Source organism: Pseudomonas sp. CFBP 13710 (assembly GCF_014842235.1).
GTDB lineage: Bacteria > Pseudomonadota > Gammaproteobacteria > Pseudomonadales > Pseudomonadaceae > Aquipseudomonas > Aquipseudomonas baltica.
In genome coordinates, this window is sequence record NZ_JACYVJ010000018.1 from 1 (window position 1) to 11,453 (window position 11,453).

The window sequence follows — 11,453 nt, forward strand, 5'->3', positions numbered from 1 at the left end:
CCCATGTGAGAGTAGGTCATCGTCAAGATTCAATTCCGAAACCCCTATCTGCGTGAGCAGGTAGGGGTTTTGTCTTTTCCGGCGTGGTATTCCACGCCTGGCTGTCGGTAGGCCTCTCCTTAGCGGGGACGATACCCCATGGCATGGGCAATGCCATTCCAGTACTGCTCGGTAAGGGTCATGAAGTCGTAGAAGCCATCTGCTAACGCAGCAAATTCATCGTCGTTGCGGCATTCGAGTGTGGCTGCGTGAATGGCCTGGATCTTGTGTTCCTTTTCAGCATTGCCGATATGGACGTAAAAGTACTCGCAGTGTTCGTGGAACTCGTCGTTTGAAGCGTAGAGGTGCTGGTAGTGCCGCACGCCTTCGTACAAGCGCGTGAGCATGGAGAACGCCAACCACTCCTGTGCCAACAGGGTACCCAGGATGCGCTGGCAGCCTCGTTGATCAGGGTGACGGGTATACAGGGTTTGCTGTTCTTCGATGAATTGACGAGTACTGGGCAGGATCAACTCATCACTCAGCTTGGTCACTGGCTTGTAGGCAACGGCCACTCGGCTGAGTAGATCGGTTAGAAAGTTCTCCAGCAAATGGATGTGTGCTTTCTGCGGCTGGCCGTAGCCATACTCCGAGTACAAGTTCTTGGCGATTTCGACGCGTGCGCACAGGTTGTCGGTGTGCAGCAGCGACAACGCGATCATCGTCGGGGTTTGCGAAGTTCTTACTAGATAATTCTTGGCAAACAGGGCCAGTTCGTCGAAGGGCAGGGGTGCTGCCATCCAGCGCTCATAGAATGCATTGTTCAGGGCCCCGTGCTGATGCACGGAGGTTGCAAGTTTAGTGATCTCTTCATAATAACCTGACATGCGCAGCTCCTTATTTGTAACCTAGTGCTTCGAAGTTGCCGTTTGGTTTTTGGTATCAGCTTGGCATTGGCACTAGAATCCACGGGCAAGGGGACTCGCACAACCAACAAAAAATGAATCAGTGATTCACTCGAGGTGTATATGGATATTTCGCAATTGCGCATGCTCACCGCGATCTACAAAGCGGGAAGCATCGTCAAAGCCGCCAAGTCCGTACACTGCGTACCATCGAATGTCACTGCGCGCATGAAGGCTTTGGAAGCCGAAGTTGGATGTTGCCTGTTGAATAGAGGCGATAAGGGCGTGGAACTAAGTGCTGCGGGTAAACACCTGCTTATGCATGCAGAGAAAGTACTGCAGGCCTTTGGCGAGGCACAGTCTTGTTTCAACGACAGTAAAACATTTGGCGGGACTTTGAAGATAGGGGGTATAGATTCCTTCGTCAGTACGCGGCTTGCGGCCATCGCTGCAGCATTCGAGCGGGACTATCCGCAGGTTATCCTGGAGATCGTTACCGATACCTGGCCAGAACTCGTAGAACACGTTCTGGACGGGAAGCTGGATGTAGCCGTGGTGGCGATGGACACGGCCAACCCGAGACTTATCAGTCGCAGATTACCCGGTGATCGACCGGTGCTGGTTTATCCGCAGACGTGGTTGCAACACGGACCCTTGAATCTGAACAATAGAAAAGTCCTGGCGTGGCCTGAGGGTTGTCCGTTTCACGCTGTTGCGCAGGCTTGGTGCGAGGAGTCATTGCAGGGGGTGGAATGGGTGGTATGTGGAAGTTGGGGGGGCATTCTGACGTGCGTCGCGCAAGGCATAGGCATGGCGGTGGTTCCCAGGGGCGTCTACTGCAACCACCGCGCCCTCGAAGGACTGGCCGTCTGTGACGCACTCGAGTTCGATAGCGTGGACAACTTTCTGCTGACCCACAAGCGCACTGATGGGCATCCGGTCAGGGAAGGGTTCGTACAGATGCTGTGCGCATCCGCACATTCGAATTGAATGCACGGACGTCCCGCTGAGCTGCGATCGAGTTATTTACCCAAGGCAGCAGACGTGCCCACAGTCAGCTGGCGAAATCGACCGCTGCGGTTTCCTGCGCCTGGATGCGTACACCGAAGCTTTTGATGCTCGGCAGCGTGGCGGTATGGTGAGCGATAATCTGCGCCGCATCGGCATGCGCCTTGGGCTGGGTGGTATGAGCGTCGCTCACCAATGTGATTTCGTAACCCAAGCCTGCGCCACGACGGACCGTCGTGTCCACGCAGAACTCGGTCGCATAGCCGCACACTACCAGGTGAGAAATATCGGCTTGCTGCAATAGCGGCTGAAGATCGGTCCTGAGGAAAGAGTCGGGCGTGGTCTTGTTGACGTAGTGATCGGTGTCGGCTGTCACAAGCCGATGGTCGACTTTCCAGCTGTCACTGCCGCGCACCAGAAACTCGCCATGGGTAAGTTCGTGCTGAACGAAGATCACCGGAACGTTTTCAGCTCTGGCACATGCCGTCAGTGTGTTGATGCGCGCTATCACTTCAGCGGCGAAGGCGGGAGCTGGGTCTGCCTGGAACAGGCCTTGTTGTACATCGATGACGATTAGCGCTTTCACGGATTTCAAGTCCTTTGAATGAGATGAGAAGCATCGAACCCGGCCCGGCCAATGCACTGGGACGGGTACGAGTCAGCCTAAGCGGTTGTACCTGATGGGTCCATATGCAAATCGTTGACTGTGAAAAACTTCATCCATGCGCAACTTGATCCAAACGGTGCTAGGAACGCCGTAGCTCGATTACCACTTTCCCCTTTGCGCGGCCGCTTTGAACATGGGCGAGGGCATCTGCAGTGGCCTCGAAGGGATAGACCTTCTCGACCACGGGCGTGATGACACCGGCTTCAATGAGTGAAGCTATCTCCCCGAGCTGACCTCCGTCCGCACGCATGAACACGAAATCATAGGACATGCCCCGCTGCCTCACCTGGCTGCGAATGCGCGAACTCAACACGCGCAGGACTTGCGTCAAGGTCCAGCCGAGTCCCTGCCTGGTAGCGAATTCCACGGTCGGTGGGCCTGAGATCGAGATCAGTCGGCCGCCACGCTTCAAGACCTCCACTGACTTGCCCAATACGTCTGGTCCCAAGCTATTGAGCACAATGTCGTAATCGTGCAACTGCTCGACGAAGTGCTGAGTCGTGTAGTCGATCACCTGGTCAGCGCCGAGGGCCTTCACCCACTCGAGATTGGCCGTACTGGTGGTAGCGGCGACATAGGCACCCAGGTGTTTGGCGAGCTGTATCGCCACCGTGCCCACACCGCCGGATCCTGCGTGAATCAGAACCTTCTGGCCGTGTGTGACTTTTGCGGTTTCAACCAGTACTTGCCAGGCAGTCAAGGCCACCAAGGGCAGCGAGGCCGCCTCGACCATGGTCAGGTTCGCAGGTTTTTTAGCCACACAGGTTTGATCGATGGCAATGCGTTCGGCGAACGTGCCGATACGCGTTTGATGGACCCGGGCGAACATATCGTCGCCCGGTTTGAAGCGGGTGACGTTCTTACCCACTTCGAGCACCGTGCCTGCCACATCATTGCCCAGTATCAGCGGCAGGGTGTAGGGCAGGATGAGCCTGAACTCGCCGTTGCGAATCTTGACGTCCAGCGCATTGACGCTCGCCGCGTGTACCTGCACCAGGACATCGTCGGCCGCCAAGGTGGGCTCTGGCATGTCAGCTATCCGGCCGATGACACGTTTGCCGTAACGATCAATGAGAAAGGCTTTCATGGGTTACTGCCCGACAGGGGCAGAAGCCAGGTAGCGCTCGGCTGGACTTGCCTGGCGTAGATCCGAAAGCAGAAGGCGACGGGCACCTTCCAACGCTTCCCAACGCTCGGCCACGTGCAGCGGTGGGATGGTCACAAGCTCGCGACGGTCGTAGCCCACCAAGGCGGCGTTTACCAGATCATCCACCTCCATGATTTCCGGCAAGGTTGCAATATCGATCCCGGAGTGCTGCCAGATCTCGGTGCGGGTGGTTGCGGGCAGTACGGCTTGCACGTAGACGCCCTTGGGGCCCAGTTCCGCCTGCAGGCCCTGGGACAGGAACAATACGAAGGCTTTGGTGGCGCCGTAGACGGTCATTTGCATTTCCGGGGCGAGCCCTACGACCGAGCCGACGTTGACGATACTTCCAGCGCCCGCTTGAATCAGGCGCGGAGCGATGGCTGCCGCCAAGCGGGTCACTGCGGTGACGTTCAGCGCCAGCAGGCTGTCGAGAGCAGTGACGCGCTGTTGCAAAAAGCCGCCTGACTGGCCTACGCCGGCATTTGATCAAGACGCCGATGCTGGCATCTTCGGTCAAGCGTCGTTCTACTTGCGCAAGGTCTTCAGTGCGGGTGAGGTCAGCCTGGATGACATCGACGTTCACGCCGCTTTCTTCGCGTAACTGTGCAGCCAGGACGTCCAGGCGTTCGCGATTGTGCGCTACCAGTACCAGCGCGTGGCCACGACTGGCGAAGCGTCGTGCGTAGGTAGCGCCGATGCCGCTGGAGGCGCCGGTGATCAGTACTGTAGGGAGATTGCTCATGGGGATTCATTCCTGGGAGAGACGCGCGGCAAGGATGGGCAGTGACGTTTTTATGATGATGATCGAAATCTAAACGGTCAAGCGTTTTGATGTTGATCAACATCAATGTATGCTGGTCCCTGGTTCTATTTCACAGGCACCGGCATGAAAGTCTCCAAGGCACAGGCGCAGGCCAACCGTGCGCACATCGTTGAAACCGCCTCCACCTTGTTTCGCGAACGGGGTTACGACGGTGTGAGCGTGGCTGATCTGATGGCAGCCGCTGGCTTTACCCACGGTGGTTTCTACAAGCATTTTCGCTCCAAGGCAGACCTCATGAGCGAGGCGGCGGCGTGTGGTTTCGCGCAGATGGAAGCCAGCACCGGTGAGGCGGAACGTGCAACGCTGATCGAGCGCTACCTGTCGCGCGAGCACCGCGACGCACCCGGTGATGGCTGTACCCTTGCCGCATTGTCGGCCGATGCCGCACGGCAGCCCGAAGAGATCAAAGCGGTATTCGCGCAGGGAATGGAACGGCTGTTGGCCAACGCGACGCCCGTTGACCCCGATGCAGACAAGCTCACGCAGCAGAGCGCCCGGGCCGAACGAATCAATGCACTGGCGCATCTGGTCGGCGCATTGATGCTTTCCAGAGCCTGTCCGGATGACTCCGCGCTGGCTGACGAAATCCTGGAAACCTGCCGGGCACATGCGTTGGCGCAGGTGGAGGGTTGAGGGGACTGTCTTAACTTTGCGTCTGATGTTCCGTATGGGGAACCTGCTGAGAGGCGCCGTGCTACGCGTATGCCCGATGGCAACCCGAATCTACTTACGTGAGTGTTCACCATGACTTACCCAAACCCCACCACACTGTTCGTAGGCTGGGACGTAGGCGGGTGGAATTGCGATCGAAACCCGGCGAGCCGCGATGCCTTGGTCGTGTTGAACGCCGAGCGCCGACTCGTGGGCAAGCCGTGGCGGGGTAATCTGCGGCGGACGATCAACCAAGCAAGTTCGACCGAGCAATTCGTTGATGGGCTGTTGAGACTGTGTGAAATAGCCCCGGCACTTCACCAGGCGCCACGCGTGCTCATCGGCATCGACACTCCGCTCGGCTTCTCCAGGCCCTTCATAGACCTCATTACCCGCGGCATCGCTGTGCCCACCGTTGGCGAATCATCCAGCAATCCCTACCTGCACCGCCGCACCGAGCATTTCCTGTTCGAACGCGGGCTTTATCCGCTGTCGCCGATCAAGGACATGATCGGAAGCCAGGCGACCAAGGGCATGCATGTGCTGGGGCGATTCGCACCCATTCGTGAAGCCTGTGGCGTATGGACGGACGGGCAGATGCTGCGGGCGATCGAAGCCTATCCCTCGGCATGCAAACGCTCGGCGTGTATCGAGGCCTTGCGAGTGCCTTTCCATGTCGAGGAGGCGAGTGTGCCGCGAAGTTTCGTGCCGGGGTTCGAACATGTCGATGCACAGGATGCGCTGACCTGCGCGCTGCTGGCGTGGGCGTTCGAGCACAGGCCGCAGTGGCTGGCTCAACCGATGGCGGATATCGATCCGGTGGAGGGGTGGATATTCGTGCCGGAGGATGGGTTGCGGGCGTAGGCGATACCGAATCAGGGGTACGGGTCCGTCCGATAACACCGGCAGGCATCTTTGCCTATCGGGCCAATAGGCTCTTCCAATTTAGCCACGCTGTTGGCTGCCGTTACCCTCAAGGTTTCTTCATAACATAAGAAGCGTGAGGGATTCACTATGAAAATCAGAACCTTATCAGGGTGCGCGGTCACGGCATTGGCCATCGGCATATTTTCGTCATCCGCTTTTGCGGACACCTTGACCCGCGACAACGGTGCCGCGGTTGGTGACAATCAGAATTCACAGACGGCCGGACCCAACGGGCCGGCGCTGCTTCAAGACGTTCAGCTGTTGCAGAAACTGCAGCGCTTCGACCGCGAACGCATTCCGGAGCGCGTAGTGCATGCCCGTGGCACCGGCGTACATGGCGAGTTCGTCGCGTCCAGCAACATCAGTGAGTTGACCAAGGCCAAGGTGTTCACGCCAGGAACCCACACACCGGTGTTCGTGCGCTTCTCGTCGGTCGTCCACGGCAACCACTCGCCGGAAACGCTGCGCGACCCACGTGGTTTCGCGACCAAGTTCTATACGGCGGACGGCAACTGGGATCTGGTCGGCAATAACTTCCCGACCTTCTTCATTCGTGACGCGATCAAGTTTCCAGACATGGTGCACGCGTTCAAACCCGATCCGCGCACCAACCTCGACGACGACTCCCGTCGTTTCGATTTCTTCTCCCACGTGCCGGAAGCGACGCGTACGCTCACACTGCTGTATTCCAATGAAGGCACGCCTGCGGGTTATCGCTTCATGGACGGCAATGGCGTGCACGCCTACAAGTTCGTCAACGACAAGGGCGAAGTGCACTACGTGAAGTTTCACTGGAAGAGCCTGCAAGGTCTGAAGAATCTGGACCCGGAACAGGTCGTGCAAACCCAGGGCAAAGACTACGCGCACATGACCCATGACCTAGTCAGCGCAATCAACAAGGGCGATTTCCCCAAGTGGGACTTGTACATCCAGGTGCTCAAGCCTGAAGACCTGGCCAAGTTTACGTTCGACCCGCTGGACGCGACCAAGATCTGGCCAGATGTGCCGGAGCAGAAGATCGGGCAGATGGTGCTGAACAAGAACGTCGACAACTTCTTCCAGGAAACCGAGCAGGTTGCCATGGCACCGTCCAACGTGGTGCCGGGTATAGAACCGTCGGAAGACCGTCTGCTGCAAGGCCGTGTGTTCTCGTATGCCGATACCCAGATGTACCGCCTGGGCGCCAACGGCATGAGCCTGCCGATCAACCGTCCTCGCGTGGCCGTCAACAACGGTAACCAGGATGGCCCCTTGAACAGCGGCCATACCACCGGTGGGGTGAACTACGAGCCGAGCCGTCTTGCGCCGCGCCCCAGTGACGACAGTGCGCGTTATAGCCAAACGGCTTTGAGCGGCACTACCCAACAGGCGAAGATTCAGCGCGAGCAGAATTTCAAACAAGCGGGCGACTTGTACCGCTCCTATTCGCCCAAGGAGCAGCAGGACCTGATCAACAGCTTCGGCGGTTCTTTGGCGGACACCGATACCGAGAGCAAGCACATCATGCTGTCGTATCTGTACAAGGCCGATCAGGCCTATGGCACAGGCGTAACCAAAGTTGCCAAAGGCGACTTGGAAAAGGTCAAGCAGTTGGCCGCCAAGCTGCAGGACTGATGCATCGATCACCGGCCGTGCAACAACGGTCGGTGATCTTCAGGAGCAAAACCTAATGCGCTATTTCACTCCCTGGATCTGCTCGGCGATGATGGTCGCAACGGTCGCCTTGGCCGATGACACACCGCCTTCCGATACCCGGCAGCAACTTCGTGAACTGTACTTCGACGCCGCACGTACCGGCAGCACCGACCGCTTGGGCGCGTTCATCGACGCTCATTATGATTTGGACAGCCGCGATGCAAGCGGCTACACCGCATTGATTCTGGCGGCCTATCACGGCCATAAAGATGCCGTGGAACAGTTGCTCGCAGCGGGCGCCAACCCGTGTAGTCAGGACAAGCGCGGCAACACTGCGTTGATGGGGGCGATTTTCAAAGGCGAAGTCAGTATCGCCCATCGGCTACTCGGCGCAGACTGTGCGCCGGATGAGCGTAATAACTCAGGGCAGACGGCGGCGATGTATGCGGCGCTGTTTCAGCGCAAGGATATTCTCGAGGCGTTGGCAGCGAAGGGCGCGGATTTGGATGCGCGGGATGATAGGGGGAATGATGCGCGGTCGTTGGGGGAGGGGCGGTTTAGTTCGGCGCCTCTGCGTTGAGCTGTAGCGCTGGAGTAAGTTGGGTATGTCATTAGCCCAGCGTACTGCCTCTCAAGCAAACTCATGCACCACCTCAATCAATGCCCGCAGCCCACCCGGCACATGTCGATGCCCTGGGTAATACAAAAACAACCCCGGCACCCGTGGGCTCCAATCCTCCAGCACCTGCACCAGCTGCCCATCCCGCAGATACCGCCCCGCCGTATGCTCGGGCAAATACGCAATCCCCAGCCCGCGTGCTGCCGCGTCCGCCATGATCTCCAAACTATCCAACGTAAGATTGCCCGACACCTCCAGCGTCATCGGCTGCCCATGCTGCTCGAACTCCCAGCGATATGGCGTGCCGCTGGGCATGCGAATGCAGATGCACTGATGCTCGCGCAGATCATCCGGCGTGACCGGCGCTGTGTGCCGAGCCAGATAGCCCGGCGATGCCACGGTCATGAAACAGGTATCCGGCGCCAGCCGCACCGCAATCATGTCCTGCGGCACCGACTCGCCAAGGCGAATGCCGGCATCGAAACCCTCGGCGACGATATCGATCAGCCGGCCATCGGTCTTCAGATCGATCGCCATATTCGGGTAACGCTCCAGAAACGCAGGCACCACGCGCTCCATCAGCACCCTGGCCGCCGGCGCGCTAGCACTGATGCGCAGCACACCACTGGGCGAATCACGGAACTCGTTGACCTCCTCCAGCGCCAGCGCGAAGCCGCGCATCAACGGCGTAAGACGCGCCACCAGCTGCTCACCCACCGCCGTAGGCGCGACACTGCGCGTGGTGCGGTTAAGCAGCCGTACGCCCAGATTCCCCTCCAGCGAGCGCATCATGTGGCTCAAGGTCGACGCCGACAGCCCCAACTCACTCGCCGCCTTGCGAAAGCTGCGATGGGACACGATCAACGCCAAAGCGTTGAGCTCGGCCAGAGACGGTGACGGTTTATTCATGGGGATATTTCACCAGCGCATCCGAGATTCAATGGATAGTAACAGCAGTGCTCGAAGGCAAGGGTGGACGTTCTGATAGCCAACACGAGAGGACACGAACATGAGCACCACATGGCTGATAACCGGCAGTTCATCAGGCATAGGCCGCGCGCTCGTCGAGCAGTTGCTCGCACGCGGTGATCGAGTAGCGGCCACCTTGCGCCGCACCGAAGTGTTGAGCGAACTGCAAACTCAATACGGCGAACAACTGTGGCTGGGCGCACTGGACGTCAACGACCCCGCCGCCATTCGCAAAGTAGTCCAGCAAGCGTTCAACGACCTCGGCCATATCGACGTAGTAGTCAGCAGCGCAGGCTACGCCCTGTTCGGCGCCGCCGAAGAAGTCAGCGACGAACAGATCGAACAGCAACTGCAAACCAACCTGATCGGCTCTATCCACCTGATCCGCGCCTGCCTGCCACACCTGCGGGAGCAGGGCGGCGGACGGATCCTGCAAGTGTCATCCGAGGGCGGGCAGTTGGCGTATCCGAACTTCAGCCTGTACCACGCGAGCAAATGGGGCATCGAAGGCTTCGTCGAAGCCGTCGCCCAGGAAGTCGCGCCATTCGGTATCCAGCTCACTCTGGTCGAGCCAGGCCCGACCCGCACCAACTTTGGCGCTGCACTGGTCAGCCCATCGCCGATGGCAGATTATGAGCAGACTCCAGCCGGGGACGTCCGCCGAGCGGTGGCCAGTGGTGCATTTGCGCTGAAAGGCGACCCCGAGAAAATGGCGCGCGAGATGATCCTCGTAGCCGCCTCAACCCTAGCGCCTAAACGCCTGTTGCTCGGCAGCGACGCCTACGACCGTGTTCACAGCGCCCTAACCGAACGGCTAACCACCTTGGAACAACAACAAACTCAAGCTCGCAGCACCGAACTCGACAGCTGACACACAAGGCTGCATGACGCTGGGTGGTACGCATGAATGGGAGTCATTTCCGAGGCGATGCACCCATGTCATGTCGCTATTTTTGCGTTTCAGCGACACGTTATGAGGTCACGTTGCTCACGGCGACATGTGTCCGGAACGTGTCGCTGAAAACCGATTTCAGCGACATGACCATAGCGCCATGCGAGGGCTTCGTCGTAGGGCAGAGTTGGATAACCGCTTCGGGTACGCCTGCGAGCTTCACATGAACAGCCACGCTGAAGCCTTCCGCCAACCAGCCTGTACGCGCGGCTTAGCTCGGCCCCGATCAATCTCATAACTCTCCAACACCACCGGTAAATCCCGCATCCGCATCCGCATCCAACTCTCGCTCTGCCACTGCAACAGACTCAGCCGCAACCCTGGCCACTGCATCACACTCAAACTCGGCACTGAATCACTAGCCAGCAGCTCGGCATCACGAATCACTGCAATCACCTCATGGGTGAGCCAGCGTCGGAGGCTGCGGTTCTCCGGGATGCAGTGCTGGGCGAGCAGAGCGTAAGCGCCGGATTCGCTGATCATCAAGGTTTCGAGGTATTTACCGTATTGCAGGAGAGAAAGGGTGCGGTATTGGTCGGGGTCGAGCTTGCGTACGGCGTGAGCGTCGAGGAAGCGCCCCATGAGTCGGCCGAGGTCGCGGGCGTGGAACCAGGCTTGGGATTCGAGCCAGAGGGTGTGGAGGGGGCGGTTGTGGCGGGTGAAAAGGGTGGGGGTGCAATGAATAGGCATTTCCTTTACCTCTGCGTGATTGCAGCTTCTTAGGGCTGGGTGTCGGGAGCTAAGAAACCCCACACAGAGGGCCGGACATATTCCCCTTTCAGGTCTTGTATTAGCCCACTCCCGACATAACAGAGATTTTCTGGAGGCGAAGTGTAACCGTAGGCTCCAGAAGCCGCATCTGTCGGGGGCGGTAGACCGCTGTGTGGTTGCGTTTCTTCGGCGCGATGGCAGGGTAGGGCGGATGGTGGGATGAGGCAATGGAGAGGTGCTTAGGACTTTTCTGAAACTTTCGCCACTCAGTTTTGGGTGGGGCATCCGCGTTTGTTGGGAGCGATCGCAGTTGTTGAGTTATGCTGAGTATTGACGTTTGAAGCGGGACTTGGAGTCTGGTGGGCTTGGCGAGCCTGGATCGACGCGGTTTTGCGAGCGTCTGCTATCGGCCAGAAGCGGACAGTGATAGAAAAATCAATCTGTCCCCTTTCAATATTTA

Annotated in this window: 12 protein-coding genes and 1 pseudogene; 6 read left to right on the forward strand and 7 right to left on the reverse strand. The window is 58.5% G+C overall.

What is annotated here, in order from left to right; all coding sequences use genetic code 11:
- Nucleotides 1–119 precede the first annotated feature (119 nt).
- The gene (locus IFT44_RS20875) at nt 120–866 is read right to left on the reverse strand and encodes an iron-containing redox enzyme family protein (protein ID WP_192176503.1); all 747 of its coding nucleotides are present in this window, start codon (nt 864–866) and stop codon (nt 120–122) included.
- A 141-nt stretch (nt 867–1,007) separates the two neighbouring features.
- On the opposite strand from IFT44_RS20875, the gene IFT44_RS20880 reads away from it, so the two are divergent.
- Entirely contained in the window at nt 1,008–1,874 is an 867-nt protein-coding gene (locus IFT44_RS20880; RefSeq protein WP_192176504.1) for a LysR family transcriptional regulator, read from the forward strand.
- 64 nt (nt 1,875–1,938) lie between these two features.
- On the opposite strand, the gene IFT44_RS20885 is transcribed toward IFT44_RS20880, so the two are convergent.
- The 3 genes and pseudogenes from IFT44_RS20885 to IFT44_RS20895 all read right to left on the reverse strand — a co-directional run bounded on the left by IFT44_RS20885 (nt 1,939) and on the right by IFT44_RS20895 (nt 4,448).
- Nucleotides 1,939–2,478: a cysteine hydrolase family protein gene (locus tag IFT44_RS20885; RefSeq protein WP_342214303.1), complete on the reverse strand. Its 540-nt coding sequence runs from the start codon at nt 2,476–2,478 to the stop codon at nt 1,939–1,941.
- A gap of 160 nt (nt 2,479–2,638) precedes the next feature.
- Nucleotides 2,639–3,646 carry an NADP-dependent oxidoreductase gene (locus IFT44_RS20890; protein WP_192057801.1) on the reverse strand — a complete coding sequence of 336 codons (1,008 nt, stop codon included), beginning with the start codon at nt 3,644–3,646 and terminating at the stop codon, nt 2,639–2,641.
- 3 nt (nt 3,647–3,649) lie between these two features.
- Nucleotides 3,650–4,448, reverse strand: a pseudogene (locus tag IFT44_RS20895) (SDR family NAD(P)-dependent oxidoreductase).
- 144 nt (nt 4,449–4,592) lie between these two features.
- On the opposite strand from IFT44_RS20895, the gene IFT44_RS20900 reads away from it, so the two are divergent.
- The 4 genes from IFT44_RS20900 (at nt 4,593) to IFT44_RS20915 (ending at nt 8,322) form a co-directional block, all read left to right on the forward strand.
- Nucleotides 4,593–5,162, forward strand: coding sequence for a TetR family transcriptional regulator (locus IFT44_RS20900; RefSeq protein ID WP_192057803.1), 570 nt, complete (start codon nt 4,593–4,595; stop codon nt 5,160–5,162).
- Between the two features lie 111 nt (nt 5,163–5,273).
- Nucleotides 5,274–6,044, forward strand: coding sequence for a hypothetical protein (locus tag IFT44_RS20905; protein ID WP_192176505.1), 771 nt, complete (start codon nt 5,274–5,276; stop codon nt 6,042–6,044).
- A gap of 150 nt (nt 6,045–6,194) precedes the next feature.
- A complete protein-coding gene (gene katB / locus IFT44_RS20910; RefSeq protein WP_192176506.1) occupies nt 6,195–7,721 on the forward strand; it encodes a catalase KatB in 1,527 nt (508 codons plus the stop codon).
- A gap of 55 nt (nt 7,722–7,776) precedes the next feature.
- The gene (locus IFT44_RS20915; RefSeq protein ID WP_192176507.1) at nt 7,777–8,322 is read left to right on the forward strand and encodes an ankyrin repeat domain-containing protein; all 546 of its coding nucleotides are present in this window, start codon (nt 7,777–7,779) and stop codon (nt 8,320–8,322) included.
- A gap of 51 nt (nt 8,323–8,373) precedes the next feature.
- On the opposite strand, the gene IFT44_RS20920 is transcribed toward IFT44_RS20915, so the two are convergent.
- Nucleotides 8,374–9,270 carry a LysR family transcriptional regulator gene (locus IFT44_RS20920; RefSeq protein ID WP_192176508.1) on the reverse strand — a complete coding sequence of 299 codons (897 nt, stop codon included), beginning with the start codon at nt 9,268–9,270 and terminating at the stop codon, nt 8,374–8,376.
- A 100-nt stretch (nt 9,271–9,370) separates the two neighbouring features.
- On the opposite strand from IFT44_RS20920, the gene IFT44_RS20925 reads away from it, so the two are divergent.
- Complete coding sequence (locus tag IFT44_RS20925) at nt 9,371–10,201, forward strand: SDR family oxidoreductase (protein ID WP_192176509.1); 831 nt, start codon at nt 9,371–9,373, stop codon at nt 10,199–10,201.
- A gap of 240 nt (nt 10,202–10,441) precedes the next feature.
- On the opposite strand, the gene IFT44_RS20930 is transcribed toward IFT44_RS20925, so the two are convergent.
- Nucleotides 10,442–10,972 (reverse strand): BRO-N domain-containing protein, encoded by a 531-nt coding sequence (locus tag IFT44_RS20930; protein WP_192176510.1) that lies wholly within the window; start codon nt 10,970–10,972, stop codon nt 10,442–10,444.
- A 287-nt stretch (nt 10,973–11,259) separates the two neighbouring features.
- The coding region (locus tag IFT44_RS21095) for a hypothetical protein (protein WP_207106119.1) at nt 11,260–11,453 on the reverse strand (194 nt) is incomplete at its 5' end.